Here is a 16,846-nt window from a genome sequence, read left to right as displayed (position 1 = left end):
GAACGAGGTATGTAAAAGAGAATAGAATCACCTCACTCTCCCTGCTCTCTTTACACGCCCACTCTGCTATCTTCCATAAAGTGCTTCTCCACGTACACACCCTGTTATCTATCCAAAACGTTCCACGCACGCTCCGTCAGGAATCCTCCCCGTTCATTAAGAGTTACACACGGAGAATATCAGGCAGAGAGGGTAGATTGGGTGGTTCAGTGTCGTAGAAGAGCCGTACAAGCCGTTGATGAAAAATAGATCTAAAATCAGGATGAATTCTGTGCCACCAGCACAGAATTCAAGAATGTCTGAGCCGGAGAAATCTTCAGATTTGTCCGGTGATTACATTCGGTTCCTGATTTTAGATCTATTTTGAATCTACGGATTGTAGGCGACTGGAGTCGACACTGAACCACCCAATCTCCCCTCTCTGCCGTACACTCTTGAACAACTCTTCAAGAACTAAATTCCCATCATATACAACAACGCATTACAAATACAAGCCGCAATATTACTCCCGCCCTTGCGCCCTCTCGCCACAATATAAGGCGTATCCTGAAGCGTCAGAATCAACTCTTTTGACTGCACTACATTCACGAACCCCACCGGCACGCCAATCACCAGTTCCGGGCGAATCTTCCCTTCCTGGATCAGTTCATACAGACGAATCAGCGCGGTCGGTGCATTTCCGATGGCAAAGATCAGTTTTTCATCCAGCGTACACGCCTTCTCCATACTGGCAACTGCCCTTGTCGTTCCATTTTTCTTAGCATCCTCTGCCACATCTTCATCAGACATGAAACAATAGACCTTCCCTCCATAGGCTTCCAGTCTCTTCTTGTTAATCCCGGAACGTCCCATCTGGGTATCGGTCACAATCGAAGCACCACCACGAATTGCTTCCATTGCCCGCTCTACAGCCGCATCGGAAAACACCAGATTTCTCGCATAATCAAAATCAGCGCTGGTATGAATGCACCTCTTAATAACAGGAGCCGTTTCATCCGGAAGTAAGATTCCCTCTGCCTCTAATTCCTCTGTAATCATCTCAAAACTCCGCTTCTCTATCTCTGATGGAAGTACATTTTCTATCTCAATCTTCATTCTTCTCAATCCCTCGCTTCAATCCCCAAGCCCATAATCTTATAGATTCTTTCCATATCCAAATGCTGCCTTAAACTGTCGGCCAGAAGATCATACTGGGTCTCTTTAAACGCTTTCAAATCCATGCCCTTCTTATCTTCAAGCGCAATCCCCTTTTTCTCTGCCAATGCCCTGACAATTGCCCTGACCACTTCTTCTTTATCGAATATGCCATGGATATAGGTTCCATATATATTTCCTTTTGAACATCCATCCAGCCCCTTTGCATCTTTTACAGAATCTTTTATTACATTCATATCATAATTCTTCCCGTTCACAGCCGGACTTTTAAGAATCGTCTCGCCCATATGTATCTCATAGCCTTCGAAGCCAATTCCTTCTAATCCTGCCAGCAAACCTTCCACATGCTGAAATCTTCCCTGAACTCTGGTTCTCGTCTTCTGCCCGGCAAATATTGTCTCGATTGGAAGAAGCCCCATTCCTTTCATACTTCCCCCCTCTTCTATGCCTTGCGGATCACTTAAGCATTCTCCCAGCATCTGATAGCCTCCACAGATTCCCCAGATTACCGTTCCCTTGGCCGCAGCCTTTAAGATCTCTGCCTCCAGTCCATTCTGCCGCATCCACAGCAGATCTCCCATGGTATTCTTCGTTCCCGGAAGGATGATCATATCAGGATGTCCTAACTCTGACCGGTTCTTCACATACCGGAGGGATATATATTCCTGATTCTCCAACAATAGGAAATCTGTAAAATTAGAGATTCTTGGAGTCCGTATGACAGCAATATCAATCAATCCCGCTTCATTTCGCCCGCCAAATCTCTCCGTCAGGCTATCTTCATCTTCGATTTCCACCTGTAGATAGGGAGTAACGCCCACCACCGGGATGCCACCCCGTTCTTCCAGCATATCGATTCCCGGATCTAAGATTGTCTTATCACCACGGAACTTATTAATAATCAGACCTTTTACCATTTCTTTTTCGTCTTCTTCCAGAAGCATCAGCGTACCAAGCAGCTGGGCGAATACACCGCCCCTGTCAATATCTCCTACCAGAAGCACCGGCGCCTTTGCCATCTTCGCCATTCCCATGTTCACAATATCGTCCTGTTTCAGGTTAATCTCTGCCGGACTTCCTGCCCCCTCAATCACAATGATATTATATTCCTCTTCCAGAGTATGGAACGCCTTCATAATGTCAGGAATCAGCTGCTTCTTATATGCAAAATACTCTCTGGCACTCATATGACTTAGTACTTCTCCATTCACAATCACCTGAGAGCCGGTATCATTGGTCGGCTTAAGCAGAATCGGATTCATCTCCACTCTGGGCGAGACACCTGCCGCCTCTGCCTGAACTACCTGGGCTCTCCCCATCTCGAACCCGTCCTCTGTAATAAAGGAATTCAGTGCCATATTCTGGGATTTAAAAGGCGCCACCTTATACCCATCCTGCCGGAAGATTCTGCACAGCCCCGCACAGATCAGGCTCTTCCCCGCATTAGACATGGTTCCCTGTATCATAATTGTCTTAGCCATGCAATCAACCTCTCATTCTCACTTTTTGTCCGAACTGCAATCCGGTAATATCCTTCTGACAGTCCACGGTAATTCTGACAGTCACGAATCAAGAATCCTGCTGCTAATGCCTGCTCATATAATCCCGATTTCCCCTGAAAAAATACATAGTTTGCTTTCGAACCGTACACGCAATATCCCAGATCTTCTAATGCTTGTATCATAATCAATCTTTCATCTTTGATAAATTGTCTTGTCTTTGAAATATATTCTTCACACCCAGAAAGTGCCGCTATGCCACCAGCCTGTGCCAGTATTGACACATTCCATGGCTGCAATACCAAAGCCATCTTCCGAAGCAATTTCCGGTTATCGCTCATGGCATATCCAAGCCTGAGTCCCGGCATACAGAAAACCTTCGTAAATGCCTTAACGATCAGAAGATTCTCATACTCGCATATCAGTTCCTTCACTTCATACATTTCCGGACAGTCCAGGAAATCAATAAAACATTCATCCAACACAAGCCAGGTATCGCACTCCCTACACTTCATTAAGATATCCCTGATCATTTCCTTTGACATCAACTGTCCGGTCGGATTATTGGGATTGCATAGGAACATTATATCCACATCTGAAGTGATTTGCTCCAGGATATCCTTCTGTACCTGAAACTGCTGCTCTTCCTTCAATTCATAATAATCAATCTGAGCATCCACCACGTTCAATGCCTTTTCATATTCTGCAAATGTCGGTGCAATCAACAGCGCATGTTCCGGCTTAACCGCCAGTACCGCTGAGAAGAACAACTCTGCCGCACCATTGCCGCATAAGATCTGTTCGCTGTCTACTCCCTCAAACCAACCGATTGCATCCCGCAGCTCACTGCACAAAATATCAGGATAATGAACGATCTTACCTGCCTGTTCCCGGATTGTCTCCAATACCGATTTTGGTGGTCCCAAAGGATTGCTGTTCACTGAGAAATCTATCACATCCCTATTCCGGTAAATATCTCCGCCATGAATCTGCTCTCTCATCTTCTGCTCCACTTTCTCATTCAGATTCCACACACTCCAAATACCCCCATCTTCACTACACTCATCAAGAGCAACGCCAAGACTGCCGTTACATACAGCAGCGTATGTGCTCTTCGGATATCCTCTGCTTCAATCTTTCGAATCGGATCTCCAATGGTCGGCTTCTCATATAGTTTGCCAAAATACCATGCATTCCCCGCCAGTTGGACATCAAGCGCTCCCGCCATCACCGACTCTGTCTGCGCCGCATTCGGGCTTTTATGGTTGAACCGGTCTCTCCGGTAGATATATCCTGCATTCTTCCAGTCCATCCCTGTTACCGCTGCCGACAGGATCATGAACCATGCCGACAGCCTCGCCGGGATATAATTCACCACATCATCCAATTTCGCCGCTGCCGTTCCAAAATACAGATATTTGTCATTCTTATATCCTACCATGGAATCCATCGTATTGACAGCCTTGTAACCAAATCCCAGCACCGCTCCGCCAATCATCATATAGAATAGCGGGGCGATAATTCCATCCGAAGTATTCTCTGCCACCGTCTCTACTGCCGCTTTCGTCACGCCTTCTTCCGTAAGACTCTTCGTATCTCTTCCTACGATCATGGATACTGCTTTTCTTGCCTGCTCAAGCCCTTCCGTCTTTAACGCCCGGTACACTTTATCGCTTTCTACCTTCAAAGACTTGGTCGCAAGAATCTGATAACACATGAAACTTTCAATTACCATTCCAAGCTGCCATGCATATCCATAAGCAGCAGATAGAATCAAAGCCGGAACCGCAGTGCTTATACTGACAACAATCAGAACCAGCAGCCCTCCACCAATCCTTTCTCCCGCCTTAGACTTTGGGAAACAACCTCTTATAATTCTTTCCGACACCGTAATCAGATGCCCGATCAGACGCACCGGATGATACAGCCACCTGGGATCTCCCAAGATCAGATCCAGTACGAATCCTACGCACACCGGAATTGTCATCTTCCAAAATAAGTTCATATCCTTCTCCGTTTCCTACCTGATAATTGTAATAATCTCCCAATGGATACGCATATCGCTCCATAATACTCATAATCGTCCCACCATGTACGACAAGCGCTGCCGTATGAATGCCCGATTCCCTGCACTGCTTCACAACTTTTTCAAATCCCCGAAGACTTCGTTCGATGAATGCCTCTCTGCCCTCCCCCTCCGGGAATGGAAGCGTCCCATTACTGTCAATCCACTCCTGATACTGCACACAGTCCGCCAGTTCCTGATAATTTTTATTCTCAAAGAGTCCGAAATCACACTCCGCCAATTCCTCTACCACAGTATAAATCTGTCCCGGATAGATCATATCGGCAGTCTGACAGCAACGTTTCATCGGACTGACATAAATCTCTTGCACCTCCGGATATTTTCTGCCTCTCAGCAACACAATCCCTTCTTCACACAGGTCTTCATCCGTTGTTCCAATATACCGCTTTAAGCGGTTTCCCTCCGTCATAGAATGGCGTATCAAATATATCTTCATCCTTTTATTACCGTCCCGATTCCGCAGACTACACGGCACACCTTCTTAGCATCTGCCGCCAGTTCTGTACATATCCTTCCTGTCATCTCCCTATATTCCCGTTCAAACGGATCTACAGGAACAATCCCATAACCAATCTCATCACTGATAATCACCACTTCCGGATTCCGCAGAGATATTCTCCCGGCAAGATCATCCACACATCGTCCTTCTCTCATCATCCGCTCAATATAAGCATGGAAATGATGAATCCCCTGGCACACGTACAGATCCTCTTCTCCACACTCTCTCCCATCAACCCATCCAATCTCCGGATATTCTTTCCGTGCATACCTAAGTTTCCCCTGATACGCACCACCTATAATCAAGACCATCTTCTCCTCCTCTTCTGATAGCAGCCCCAAATCTATCTTACACTATCAAACCAAAGAATCCACAATCACCACTGCCAGCGCCATAAGTAATTCACATATTTGCAAAAAATATCCTGCCAGATCTCCGGTAATCCCCCCGAACTTCTCCATTGACATCCGATAATAATACAGGAACGTTAGTCCCGCCGCCACCAATGCAGCCAGACCCATCCATCTTCCTACGAATACCATTACCACACACAGAATCACCAGATACCCCATCAGCATCATTTTTGATGTCCGCTTCGCCGCATTCTGGGAAAATGTCGCCACAAGCCCTTTCTTCCTTGCCTGTGGAAATGTAAGAACCGATAATCCACTTAGAGTCCGGGACAACATAAAACTTAGGGCGATCACCTCGATACTCGCCTTGGTAAGCGATGAATAGACCCCCAGGTACAACACCATATACACCGCACAAGAGATAATCGCGAATGCTCCCGCGTGGGAATCTTTCAGAATTTCCAGGCGCCTTTCTTTCGGCTGATAAGAACTCAAAGCATCCTGAGTATCCAAGAATCCATCCATATGAATTCCACCAGTAATAAAGATCGGCACTAATACCAACAACGCCGTCCAGAACAGATCATTCAGAAGAATCCCCTGCTCACATGCCAGACCTTTCAGGCAAAAGATTCCGTAAGATACCGCTCCTATCACTACCCCTACCCACGGGAAGAAACACATAGCATACGATATATTTTCCTCCGTCCATTCACTTCTTGGCATAGGAATTCTGCTATACATAGCGAATGCTATTTTAAAACTATTCCATACTCTGCTCATCACTTTTTATACACACTGGAATCCCATACACCACTTCTGTCACCCGATCTGCCAACTCCGCAATCCGCTGATTCACCATTCCCAGCAGTTCCCGGTACTTTTCCGTCTCAGGACTGTAGCCATTGATATCCGAATGCACTTCATTCGTCACAATCGTAAAACAGCAGGTCTCCCGGGACAGATGCTGTATTCCCTCAATGATCCGATCCAGTGTCTCCTTTCTCTCCTTCATAGTTCCGTCTTCACAGTAGAATTCATTTGCTGCAAGATTCGATACACATTCCAGCAGAATCCCTGAATTCGCAGGAATCTCAAGTCCTTTCAGATCTGTATAGCGCTCGATTGTAGAGAATCCTTTCCCTGCCCGGAGCTGATGATGCCGTTCAATCTTCTTCTTCGCCTCTTCCCCATATGGGATCATCGTAGCGATATAAAGAAGCGGCAGCTTGTTCTCTTTATATTCCTTACCATATTGCGTACACGGATTCTCTTTTTGCCTCTTCAGAAGCCAGTCCTCCGCATATGCCGACTTTCCACTGCCACTGCCGCCGGTTACCATATGTATCATTATTTATCACCAAGTTCCTCATAATCTTCAATATTATTTTCCGAAAATGTACTCATTTTCTGATACACTTCCAGCGCCATCTCAAGCACCGGCAAGAACGCAACTGCTCCGGTTCCCTCTCCCAGACACATATCACAGGTCAGGGATGCAGACATTCCGAGTTCATCCAGTATCATCTGCGTTCCCGGCTCTTTCGACACATGGGATGCGAGCATATATTCCCTTGACACAGGGCATAAACGGACTGCTGCCAGTGCTGCCACTGCCGAAATGAATCCATCAATCACCACCGGAAGCCGGTAATAAGCGCCTCCCAGATAGACTCCCGCAAGCCCTGCCAGATCGAATCCTCCCACCTTGGCAAGCACATCCAACGCATCTTCTGCATCCGGGCGATTCATCTCGATTGCCTTCTCAATTGCCCGAATCTTACGTTTCAGTCCTTCACTGGTAAGCCCTGCCCCTCGTCCGGTCATCACGTCTACCGGTCGGTTCAGAAGCACTGATGCCACCGCACTGCTGGTCGTCGTATTGCCAATCCCCATCTCTCCGGTTGCAATGATCTGATAGCCCTCTTCTTTCCTTGCTTTTACCAGTTCGATTCCCGTCAGAACTGCCTGCATTGCTTCTTCTCTCGTCATGGCAGGCTCTTTGGTCATATTCCTGGTACCATACGCCACTTTGTAATTCGGCACTCTGGTATCTGCCACCATTCCAATGTCAATGGGATAGATATCTACCCCCGCTCTTTTACACATAATCGCCGCACTGGCATTACAGTCAAGGAAATTCTCTGCCACAATCGCCGTTACTTCCTGTCCGGTCTGGGTTACTCCCTCTTCTACTACGCCATTATCCGCACACATTACAATTAATGCTTTCTTATCCATTTCCACATTGATGGTTCCGGTCATTCCTGCAATTCTGATGATATGCTCTTCTAATTTCCCCAGGCTGTGCAGTGGCTTGGCAATAGAATTCCATTTTTTCTTAGCCAGTTCCACTGCATGTCTATCTATCGGTTTTATTCCTTCTATGATCTGCTCTAATGTCATTCCTTCTCCTCTTTTCTGCATGTATCTAAAAATGCCCTTATCACATTCAAGTTTCCATAATAATGAATATGGGGATATCCCGCCAGCAAGGTCTCTGTACTAATGATACACTTCCAACTTCTCTGGGACAATGGTTTCTTCACAGTAAATGAGCTGCCGCATTCATCTGAATCATAATAATGGAATTCATGTGCCGGAATCTCTCCTACTTCCTTGCCAAATACCTTTCCACTTCCTATCACATTAACTCCTGCGCCATTTTGCGCTATATCGTCTGTCTTAGTGCCGCCTGATAAGGTAATATATCCGAACCGCTTAAGAGAAGGCGTGTAGTAACTCTTCCCCTTCAACGCCCCAACCATAGGATATGTATGTCCTTCTTCATCCGTAATACTCTCCTGAAGATACATAAAGCCGCCACATTCCGCAATACAGGGCAGACCATTTTCAATCGCCTCTCTAATCTCCATACGCATACTTTCATTCTGGCTTAGTCTATCCGCATACAATTCCGGGTATCCCCCGTATAAAAGCAAGCCGTCCAATCGCTCCGGAAGATGCTTATCTGATATCGGGGAGAAAGGAATCAGCCTCACACCCATGCTTTCAATAAGATCCAGATTATCCTGATACATAAAACAGAAGGCTTCATCCTTTGCAACGCCGATTCGAAGCCCCTGATATGGGCTATCTGCACCGCATCGGCACCCGCTTTCCTCAGCGAAAGTTATATTCCCATATGCAGTCGTTTCCTCACACATGGGTACTTTTCCATCCATTCCACCAACAACTCCCGGTGTTAATTCTGTGGTTCTTCTGGCAATCTCCAACAACCCATCAATATCAATTGTTTCCTCCAGTTTCTTTCCCAACTCCATGATCCGTAATTGAAGTGAATCCACCTCTCCTGGCATCTTAAGCCCCAGATGCCGGCTCTCCAGTACACAATCTTTCATAACCGGAACATATCCCAGGACTTTGATATCCGTCTCTTCTTCAATCATCTGCTTCATGCGTCCGTACATCATCGGAGATAAACGGTTGAGAATCACGCCAGCAATGTGGCTATTGCGATGACGTTTTTCGTCTTTCTGAGCCCGATAATGAAGGAATCCTTGGATATAAGGCACCACCGATACACTGACTCCTTTACAGTCCACCACCAGAATCGCTGGCGTATCCGTGGTATCTGCAACGTCATACGCACTGCCTTCCGTCGAGATCCCTGCAAGACCGTCATAATATCCCATCACACCTTCCAATACTGCAATCTCCGCGTTTTTTGCATTCTTAACAAGAAGGTTCCTTACTCCTTCTTTTCCACATAAGAAAGTATCCAGATTGTAACTGGGAATCCCCAATACCTCTCTATGGAACATCGGATCAATATAATCTGGTCCGCACTTAAATGCAGCCGTCTTCATTCCCCTGCTTTTCAATACCTGCAGAATCCCACAGGTAACAAGTGTCTTTCCAGTGCCGCTGGCTGGTGCAGTAATCAATATTCTTGGAATATGCATTCTGGTTACTCTCCCTTCAAGGTGAAACTAATGACAAATACCGGATTCTGTCCCATCATCATATGATAGTGTCCTATATTCCTTGTTTTCGCAACCGCAATCTGCACAATCTCTTCCTCTGCAATCGACAGTTCCTTTATACAGGCAATCGCCTCTGCCAGTGTCTCCAATGCGATTGCATTGATCACAACGCGTGCTTTGGGATTCTTCTTAGCGACCATCTGCAATATCTCTTTCAGATGACCTTTGCTTCCTCCGATGAATACGCAGTCAGGAGCGGGAAGTTCCTGAAGCACACCCGGTGCTTCTCCTTTAACAACCGTGAGATTATCCACTCTCATCTTCTTTTGATTCTCCCGAATCAGGGTTGCTGCTTCTTCCTTGATTTCAATCGCATATACCCATCCCCGGTCAGCCTTAAGTGCCGCTTCTACGGCAACTGATCCGGTTCCTGCTCCCACATCATAGACAATCGAATCTCTTCGCAGCCTAAGTTTGGCAATGCTGACGCACCGCACTTCTTCCTTCGTCATAGGGACATCCCCGCGGATGAATGCCTGGTCCGGCAAGCCCTGCGTCACCGTCCCCTCTCCACCATCCGGATTCTCTATATATACCACAGCCAGATCTCCTCCCTGATAATCTACCAAAGACCCCGCGGTTCCATCTACAATCTTTTCTGTGTCATAAGCCAGTTCCGTTCCAACGCATACCGTAAGATGACCATAACCGAATTCTACCAGTTTCCTACAGATATCCCGTACACCATCTGCTGTTCCTACCAGCGCAATCGTCTTCTTCGAATTGCATACCACAGAGATCAGGTTCTCTTTTCTTCCATGAACGCTGACAAGTGCAGCATCCTCCCAGGAGACTCCAAGTCTGGCACTAAGATAGGCAACCGATGAGATACCCGGAATTACTTTCACCTCTACCTGCGGTTCCTTTTTAAGCAGACTCAGCAGTCGTCTTGCACCACTGTAGAACCCTACATCTCCGGATAATGCAATGGCTACTTCCTCATACTCCGGATGTGTTTTGATATACTGAAGGATCTCATCTGGTTTATATGCGGCATATGTAGGCTGCCCGGCACTGGATGCGGCTTCCAGCATACGCTTTGCTCCAATCAGCAGTTGTGCGCTCTGGCAGGCTCTCTTTCCCTCTATCGTAAACACATCCTCCGATCCCATACCGATTCCTACAAGTGTCACTTTCCATTTATCTTGTAAATTAATTTCTTTCTTTAAAAATCTAATTATTTCATCATATGTATATCCATCTTCCAGTAAAGGTCTCCCTATGACCACAAGTTTTGCACCTGCCATGTATGCTGCCTGGCATTTCTCAGGATATCCTCCTGCGACACCCGACTCCTTCGTAACCAGATAATCAATCCCATATTCTCTTATCATCGCCAGATTCATTTCCACAGAAAACGGACCTTGCATACAGATCAGATGCCTGCCCGCGAATCCAAGATCTTCGCACTTTGCTGCCACGCTTTTCACTGACAGCACCCTTGCATAGACACGCTCCTGATAATCTGTCAGATGCGTATAGGCTTCCAGTTCCTTACTGCCGGTAGTTACCAGAATGTTTCCCTTCGTTCCTTCCAGATAACGAACGGCCGCTTCTACATTCTCCACACAGATACAATCCTGTATCTCTTCCGGCCTTCTGATCAGTCTCAGGTAAGAAACCTTGCACTGCTCACATGCCATTTTCAGATTCTCTGTAACTTCTTTGGCATAAGGGTGTGTCGCATCAATGACATACAAAGGGTCATACTCCTTTATGAAGTTCTGCATTTCTTCACAATCCATCCGTTCATGCGTAACGGTAATACACGCTTCTTCCGGCAGAAGGCTCTCTCCATAAGCAGTTGCAACACAGACATGCACTCTTACCTTTCTCCGCACCAGATACTCCGCAAGTCTTCTTCCCTCTGTTGTGCCTGCATAGATCAATATCTTAGTCTCTCTCATAGCGATATCCTCTCGGTGTAACCATCTTCCCGCCAATCACTTTCGTATCCTGATTCCCCACAAATACAGTAGAGAACATATCTACCGGAGTCTCTTTCAGTTCCTCTAGCGTAAGAATCTCCATCTCTTCCCCATCTCTTGCTATATTTCTGACGATTCCGCATACCGTATCTTCCGGCTTATATTGCAACATCAGGGTACATGCCTGATTCAGATATGTTCCCCGCTTCTTACTGGAAGGATTGTACAGGCAGATAACAAAATCCGCCTCTGCTGCTGCCTTCACCCTCTTTTCAATGGTTTCCCACGGTGTCAGAAGATCACTTAAACTAATCAGACAACAGTCATGGCTCATAGGCGCCCCCAGTACCGCAGCACCGCCAATTGCAGCCGTAACCCCTGGGATGATCTCAAGTTCTACATCAGGATATTTCTCGCCAATCTCATACATCAGACCCGCCATTCCGTAGATTCCGGCATCCCCACTACAAACCATCGCAGTTTTCCGCCCTTTTGCCGCCTCCAAAAAAGCCATCTCGCACCGCTTTACTTCCTGCCGCATGGGAGTTGTTAAGAATTCCTTCTCGCCAAAATGCTCCCGCAGAAGATCCACATACACCGTATATCCCACAATTACTTCACATTCCTTTAATGCTTCTGCTGCTTTTACCGTCATCTGTTCATAAGCACCCGGTCCAATTCCTATCACATAGATCTTATTCAAAATATACCCTCCATTCTCTTGCTGCCAATGCTACTGTAACGCCATCCTCCGCCTGTTTTCTGACAATCAGTTGCCCCTGATTGCCCGAATCACCTGCACAGACTGCACTCCTTTCACAGACATTCCCGATTCCTGTAGTTCGCTTTACAAAATCCGATTCCGAAAAATGCCCTTCTACTCTTCGTAATTCATCCGCACTATAGACAGAAAATTCAATTTTCTGCCTCCTGCAATATTCCAGAATTCCAGGTTCCTCCGCCTTAAGGTCAATACTTGCTGCTTTAAGGATACTTTCCTTCCAGATTCCTTCTCTTAGCAGTACTTTATTCACAGCGGATTCTATCTGATCAGCGGACGTCCCTTTTCTGCACCCGATTCCTACGGTTACAGCCTTGGGAATGAGAGATAATGTCCGCTGATACTCCGGTCTCTTATAGATTCCTATGGAAATATCCGGCTCCTGGCGAGAACACTCCTGGTAATCAGATTTTGATTCAGACCATAAAAAGATTCCTTCCGGCAATCTTCCCTCCATATCAGGTGTCGATTCCGGATTCTGGAATTCAATCCCTATCTTCTCGCCTTCCAGAATCCTTGCTGATATCTCTTTCGCCCTCTGCATATTCTGAATATGCAATCCATTCTTTGATGCAAACACATCTACTGCCCATTTCTGATTAAGATCTGTTGCAGTCGTAATCACCGGTATCGCCTGTATCCCTTTGCAGATATAAGCAGCCAGTTCATTCGCCCCGCCAATATGCCCGGATAGCAATGGAATGCAGTAATTCCCCTTCTCATCAATCACCAGAACCGCCGGATCTGTAACTTTCGATCTCACATAAGGCGCAATTGCACGAACAGCAATTCCAACCGCTCCGACAAAAATGAGGGCATCTTTCTTCTGGAACTGCCTGTCTGTCCATTCTGACAGTGTATACTTTATAGAATCCTTTGAACTAGCACACTTCATATCTATGCTTACATTATGATTCCCATTTTCCAAATAGCCAGCAATCCGCCTGGCAAGCAATCGCCCATTCTGAGTAAAACTAATAACCGCAATATTCATTCCCGATTTCCTCTATCCGTTCTGCATCATCCTGATTCATTTCCGGTTCATTCTTAGTTCGATTGATCCGTTCCCATCCGATATTCTGTCGTAAATGCCGGATCATATAATTTTGACCGCTGATAGTGATGATGACTCACCACGTCTCCCACGATAATCAATGCCGTCTTTCTGATCCCGTGTTGGTCGGCAGTTTCTTCCAATGTCTCTACCGTACAGATATGCGTCTCTTCTTCCGGCCAGGTTGCCTTATACACAATCGCTGCCGGTGTATCCGGCGCGTAGCCGCCCCGTATCAATTCACTCGTTAATTTTCCAAGCAATCCTGTACTTAAGAACAGCACCATTGTCGCTCCATGCGCTGCGAATGCTTCCACACTTTCCTTCTCAGGAACCGGCGTTCTGCCTTCTGTTCTTGTTATCACCACACTTTGGGACACATCAGGTAAAGTATACTCCAAATTCAGCGCTGCTGCCGCTCCGCAGAAAGAACTTACACCAGGACAAGACTCATACGGAATCTGTTTTTCATCCAATAAGTCCATCTGCTCTCGTATCGCGCCATACAGGCACGGATCTCCTGTATGAAGTCTGACCGTCTTAAACCCCTCTGCTTCCGCTTCCTCCATCACTTCCATCACTTCTTCTAATGTCATGACAGCACTGTTATAGATCCTGCATCCATCTTTTACAGATTCCAATAATTGCGGATTCACCAGAGAACCTGCATAGATCACGACATCCGCCTGTTCAAGCAGCCGCTGGCCCCGAACCGTAATCAGGTCTGCCGCTCCCGGTCCTGCTCCTACAAAATGTATCATACCGCTCCTCCTTCTTCTCTCACGAAATATCCTTTCAACAAATCTTCTGCCGCTTCTGTCTTCCCAAGAATTCCATATACATTCGAAAATACAATTGCGCCTGCCTGCATCTGCCCACCTGTCCGATAATTCAGATATTTTTCAATCTGCTTCATAATCTGCTCCATAACACGATGCCGCTCTTCTTCTGAACATTTCTCCAATGCATCATCCGTCGTTACACATTCCAACAGTTCACAGGCCTTATCTCCCGGAATTCCTGCTCGCAGCGCCGCTGCGGCCAGCAGTTCCATCCGGCAGTCTGCCCACCTTGAATGTGTATTCATAATTCCCCCGGCAACCTTGATTAATTTCCCGACATGCCCTACCAACAGAAGACCTTTGCAATCTCGTTCTACCGCCATATCCAGAGTCTGTCCAATATAATTGCTGCATTTTACAATCTCTTGTTCTTTGATTCCATATGCAGTCTTCAAGAAATCGAGACCATAATTTCCCGGAGTCACAATCAGATATTCTTTCCCTGCTGCCAGTTTCACTTGCATCTCCAGTCGAATCGTATCAATCAAAGCCTGTTCGCTCATGGGTTCCACGATACCGCTTGTCCCAAGTATGGACAATCCCCCTTCAATCCCAAGTCTTGGATTGAAGGTCTTTGCAGCCAGTTCCACACCCGCGGGAATGGATATCTCCACGCGGATTCCCTGGTCATATCCAATCTCTTCACAGGCTTCTCGTACTTCCCTTAGAATCATCTGCCTTGGGACACGATTGATGGCAGCACCTCCCACCGGCTGTTCCAGTCCCGGCTTCGTGACCCTTCCGATTCCCTTGCCGCCTTCCAGAATGACCTCCCCGGTATCCGTCCTTTCCACCCTGCTGTATACAAGAACACCATTCGTAATGTCAGGATCGTCACCACTGTCTTTCTTTACTGCACAGGATACGCTAACCGGGCACTTCTTTGTGGCATCCTGATATTGCATCTGAATATCCTGAATGTCCAACTGCAGGCGCTTGCCTTTTGGCAGTTCTACTTCGATCTGTTCTGTTTTTCTTCCGGTCAGCAGCATTCTCATAGCCGCTTTGGTTGCTGCCTGGGCGCATGTTCCGGTTGTGTAACCCTTTGCAAGTTTTTTTTGCGGCATCCTACTTCTCCTTTAATCTATCTGAATATTATCTTGCTTACGTTACCATCTATTCTATTCGTTTGACTTAGGCATGTCAAACCTTATTTCCTTCTGAAAAATTTGTTCTTAATCTGTGTTATAAAATCGAATAGAAGGAATTTCTCTTGATTGAAAAATTCGTACCTTTCACATCGTATTGCGTAATCAACTTGATACAATTTTAAAAAGACGGCTATCGTTTTTTGAGTATACGAAAACGCCCATGGTTAGGGCGTTTTCTGTGTCAGGGGATGCACCAGGAACCCTTTCTGCAAAAATGTAATGCGTTTTTGGATATTACGAATTGCTATTTGGGTAGTTATGACCGAGTCATATCCATGGATGGTTCCTCTAGTTTCATTTATTTCAACCTTTGCTCCCGCTTCCCGCAATTTCTTTCCATACAGAATGCCTTCATCATGTAAACAGTCATATTCGGCGGTTTCGATATATACAAGCATTTGAATACAGGGTGGTTTTAAGTTTTCTTGTTCATACCGATTGCAAATCAGCGCCGCAAGAGCTGCACCCGCACTATCTCCAGCTATTCCAATCTTTTCATCATCAATTTCAAGTTCTTCTGAATGTTTCATAATGTGTTTATATAACGCCAAAACATCACCATATGCGGCTGAATATGGATACTTAGGTGTCAGATGATACTCTGGAAAATAAACCCTGCAGTTTGCCTTCATCGCATACACACACACAAGTTTTTTATGATAGGCAGAAGCCTTATAACTAAACGCGCCTCCATGCACATAAATCAAACAGGGTAGTTTTTCCTTTATATTCGAAGGCTCAAATACTTCTACCTTAACTTTCATCCCTTCATATCCTTGCAGCGCAATCGTTCTATGAACAACTTCCTTGGGAATCATTGTAAAATGAAAGGATATGATCTGAAAGATATTAGCGCACTTTATTATCATCCTATTATATGGCACATTTCTTGCTATGTGCTTTAATTCAGAACGGATAAGATTTTTGTATTTCATTTATAGACATGCCCCTTTTTTATCACTATAAATTTACATATAATCATTTTCATATTCTCTCTACCTTTCTATGAAATTCTATTTGTTCAACCGGACACTACTTTTCCCATGAATTCCCCTTAATTTAGAAAGATATTCTCTTGAAATTATTTTTTCTTACGGAGTTTTAGTTCGATATTCTTTTGCTTTGCTGCGTTTTGAAACAAACCTGCAACAAAAGAACATTTTTCTTTGAATGTGAATTTCTCCAGTTCCGGATTGCTCTCAATTTGCATGAGTATCCCTTTTATCTCCTGCAATTCCAAAAGATTGACCGCCACACAAAAAAGATTCTTTTTCCTGCCATCGTTATAATTAACTAATAGGAAATTCAATATTTCCGTTTTTTCTACACTTTGCAATTTCACAAGACTGATTCCCCTCTCCACCACCGCAGCCGGGACAATATTTATTCAAATGCATAGAACATAATCCACAATCCAAACCACAAAGGGAAAATAACTGATTGTCTCTATAAAAACCTTTCATACGCTGTACCTCCAATTCATTCCGGGGA

The 16,846-nt window shown here is 45.6% G+C and carries 16 protein-coding genes and 1 pseudogene; all 17 read right to left on the bottom strand.

Translation table 11 applies throughout. The annotated features are described in order from the left end of the window. Positions 1 to 453: 453 nt before the first annotated feature. Positions 454 to 1,095: a precorrin-8X methylmutase gene (locus tag ACQRBN_RS09725; RefSeq protein ID WP_427738770.1), complete on the bottom strand. Its 642-nt coding sequence runs from the start codon at positions 1,093 to 1,095 to the stop codon at positions 454 to 456. A 5-nt stretch (positions 1,096 to 1,100) separates the two neighbouring features. After that, on the bottom strand, positions 1,101 to 2,636 hold the full coding sequence (locus ACQRBN_RS09720) for a cobyric acid synthase (RefSeq protein WP_427738769.1): 1,536 nt from the start codon (positions 2,634 to 2,636) through the stop codon (positions 1,101 to 1,103). Further along, a complete protein-coding gene (locus ACQRBN_RS09715) occupies positions 2,618 to 3,688 on the bottom strand; it encodes a pyridoxal phosphate-dependent aminotransferase (protein ID WP_427738768.1) in 1,071 nt (356 codons plus the stop codon). The genes ACQRBN_RS09720 and ACQRBN_RS09715 overlap by 19 nt, the downstream gene beginning before the upstream one ends. Then, positions 3,676 to 4,599, bottom strand: coding sequence for an adenosylcobinamide-phosphate synthase CbiB (gene cbiB / locus ACQRBN_RS09710; RefSeq protein WP_427738797.1), 924 nt, complete (start codon positions 4,597 to 4,599; stop codon positions 3,676 to 3,678). Before cbiB ends, ACQRBN_RS09715 begins: the two co-directional genes overlap by 13 nt. Next, positions 4,502 to 5,176 carry a histidine phosphatase family protein gene (locus ACQRBN_RS09705; protein ID WP_427738767.1) on the bottom strand — a complete coding sequence of 225 codons (675 nt, stop codon included), beginning with the start codon at positions 5,174 to 5,176 and terminating at the stop codon, positions 4,502 to 4,504. The genes cbiB and ACQRBN_RS09705 overlap by 98 nt, the downstream gene beginning before the upstream one ends. Continuing rightward, positions 5,173 to 5,550: a bifunctional adenosylcobinamide kinase/adenosylcobinamide-phosphate guanylyltransferase gene (locus ACQRBN_RS09700; RefSeq protein ID WP_427738766.1), complete on the bottom strand. Its 378-nt coding sequence runs from the start codon at positions 5,548 to 5,550 to the stop codon at positions 5,173 to 5,175. The genes ACQRBN_RS09705 and ACQRBN_RS09700 overlap by 4 nt, the downstream gene beginning before the upstream one ends. A 45-nt stretch (positions 5,551 to 5,595) precedes the next feature. Further along, positions 5,596 to 6,375: an adenosylcobinamide-GDP ribazoletransferase gene (gene cobS, locus ACQRBN_RS09695; RefSeq protein WP_427738765.1), complete on the bottom strand. Its 780-nt coding sequence runs from the start codon at positions 6,373 to 6,375 to the stop codon at positions 5,596 to 5,598. After that, positions 6,356 to 6,943 (bottom strand): bifunctional adenosylcobinamide kinase/adenosylcobinamide-phosphate guanylyltransferase, encoded by a 588-nt coding sequence (locus ACQRBN_RS09690; protein ID WP_427738764.1) that lies wholly within the window; start codon positions 6,941 to 6,943, stop codon positions 6,356 to 6,358. Before ACQRBN_RS09690 ends, cobS begins: the two co-directional genes overlap by 20 nt. Continuing rightward, positions 6,943 to 7,998: a nicotinate-nucleotide--dimethylbenzimidazole phosphoribosyltransferase gene (gene cobT, locus ACQRBN_RS09685; protein WP_427738763.1), complete on the bottom strand. Its 1,056-nt coding sequence runs from the start codon at positions 7,996 to 7,998 to the stop codon at positions 6,943 to 6,945. The genes ACQRBN_RS09690 and cobT overlap by 1 nt, the downstream gene beginning before the upstream one ends. Further along, on the bottom strand, positions 7,995 to 9,518 hold the full coding sequence (locus ACQRBN_RS09680; RefSeq protein ID WP_427738762.1) for a cobyrinate a,c-diamide synthase: 1,524 nt from the start codon (positions 9,516 to 9,518) through the stop codon (positions 7,995 to 7,997). Before ACQRBN_RS09680 ends, cobT begins: the two co-directional genes overlap by 4 nt. 5 nt (positions 9,519 to 9,523) lie before the next feature. Then, the gene (cobK, locus tag ACQRBN_RS09675; RefSeq protein ID WP_427738761.1) at positions 9,524 to 11,506 is read right to left on the bottom strand and encodes a precorrin-6A reductase; all 1,983 of its coding nucleotides are present in this window, start codon (positions 11,504 to 11,506) and stop codon (positions 9,524 to 9,526) included. Then, on the bottom strand, positions 11,493 to 12,230 hold the full coding sequence (gene cobJ, locus ACQRBN_RS09670) for a precorrin-3B C(17)-methyltransferase (protein WP_427738760.1): 738 nt from the start codon (positions 12,228 to 12,230) through the stop codon (positions 11,493 to 11,495). Before cobJ ends, cobK begins: the two co-directional genes overlap by 14 nt. Continuing rightward, the gene (locus tag ACQRBN_RS09665; protein WP_427738759.1) at positions 12,223 to 13,302 is read right to left on the bottom strand and encodes a cobalt-precorrin 5A hydrolase; all 1,080 of its coding nucleotides are present in this window, start codon (positions 13,300 to 13,302) and stop codon (positions 12,223 to 12,225) included. The genes cobJ and ACQRBN_RS09665 overlap by 8 nt, the downstream gene beginning before the upstream one ends. Before the next feature lie 53 nt (positions 13,303 to 13,355). Next, positions 13,356 to 14,123 (bottom strand): precorrin-4 C(11)-methyltransferase, encoded by a 768-nt coding sequence (gene cobM / locus ACQRBN_RS09660; RefSeq protein ID WP_427738758.1) that lies wholly within the window; start codon positions 14,121 to 14,123, stop codon positions 13,356 to 13,358. Next, on the bottom strand, positions 14,120 to 15,271 hold the full coding sequence (gene cbiD / locus ACQRBN_RS09655; RefSeq protein WP_427738757.1) for a cobalt-precorrin-5B (C(1))-methyltransferase CbiD: 1,152 nt from the start codon (positions 15,269 to 15,271) through the stop codon (positions 14,120 to 14,122). Before cbiD ends, cobM begins: the two co-directional genes overlap by 4 nt. A 248-nt stretch (positions 15,272 to 15,519) precedes the next feature. Further along, complete coding sequence (locus ACQRBN_RS09650; protein ID WP_427738756.1) at positions 15,520 to 16,290, bottom strand: alpha/beta hydrolase; 771 nt, start codon at positions 16,288 to 16,290, stop codon at positions 15,520 to 15,522. 146 nt (positions 16,291 to 16,436) lie between these two features. Further along, positions 16,437 to 16,818: pseudogene (locus ACQRBN_RS09645) on the bottom strand (DUF3795 domain-containing protein). Positions 16,819 to 16,846 lie beyond the last annotated feature (28 nt).

The sequence above is a fragment of the Bariatricus sp. SGI.154 genome (genome assembly GCF_050313795.1).
Classification (GTDB): Bacteria; Bacillota; Clostridia; order Lachnospirales; family Lachnospiraceae; genus CAMBRQ01.
The sequence above is the reverse complement of the archived record's forward strand: the minus strand, read 5'-3'. Positions and strand labels throughout refer to the sequence as shown.

Excerpts from the sequence above, each read along its gene's own strand:
- ACQRBN_RS09705 (WP_427738767.1), bottom strand. The coding sequence starts at position 5,176 with ATGAAGATATATTTGATACGCCATTCTATGACGGAGGGAAACCGCTTA.
- ACQRBN_RS09650 (WP_427738756.1), bottom strand. The coding sequence starts at position 16,290 with ATGAAATACAAAAATCTTATCCGTTCTGAATTAAAGCACATAGCAAGA.
- ACQRBN_RS09680 (WP_427738762.1), bottom strand. The coding sequence starts at position 9,518 with ATGCATATTCCAAGAATATTGATTACTGCACCAGCCAGCGGCACTGGA.
- ACQRBN_RS09665 (WP_427738759.1), bottom strand. The coding sequence starts at position 13,302 with ATGAATATTGCGGTTATTAGTTTTACTCAGAATGGGCGATTGCTTGCC.
- ACQRBN_RS09725 (WP_427738770.1), bottom strand. The coding sequence starts at position 1,095 with ATGAAGATTGAGATAGAAAATGTACTTCCATCAGAGATAGAGAAGCGG.
- cobK (WP_427738761.1), bottom strand. The coding sequence starts at position 11,506 with ATGAGAGAGACTAAGATATTGATCTATGCAGGCACAACAGAGGGAAGA.
- cobS (WP_427738765.1), bottom strand. The coding sequence starts at position 6,375 with ATGAGCAGAGTATGGAATAGTTTTAAAATAGCATTCGCTATGTATAGC.
- ACQRBN_RS09720 (WP_427738769.1), bottom strand. The coding sequence starts at position 2,636 with ATGGCTAAGACAATTATGATACAGGGAACCATGTCTAATGCGGGGAAG.
- cbiD (WP_427738757.1), bottom strand. The coding sequence starts at position 15,271 with ATGCCGCAAAAAAAACTTGCAAAGGGTTACACAACCGGAACATGCGCC.
- ACQRBN_RS09700 (WP_427738766.1), bottom strand. The coding sequence starts at position 5,550 with ATGGTCTTGATTATAGGTGGTGCGTATCAGGGGAAACTTAGGTATGCA.
- cobM (WP_427738758.1), bottom strand. The coding sequence starts at position 14,123 with ATGATACATTTTGTAGGAGCAGGACCGGGAGCGGCAGACCTGATTACG.
- cobT (WP_427738763.1), bottom strand. The coding sequence starts at position 7,998 with ATGACATTAGAGCAGATCATAGAAGGAATAAAACCGATAGATAGACAT.
- ACQRBN_RS09690 (WP_427738764.1), bottom strand. The coding sequence starts at position 6,943 with ATGATACATATGGTAACCGGCGGCAGTGGCAGTGGAAAGTCGGCATAT.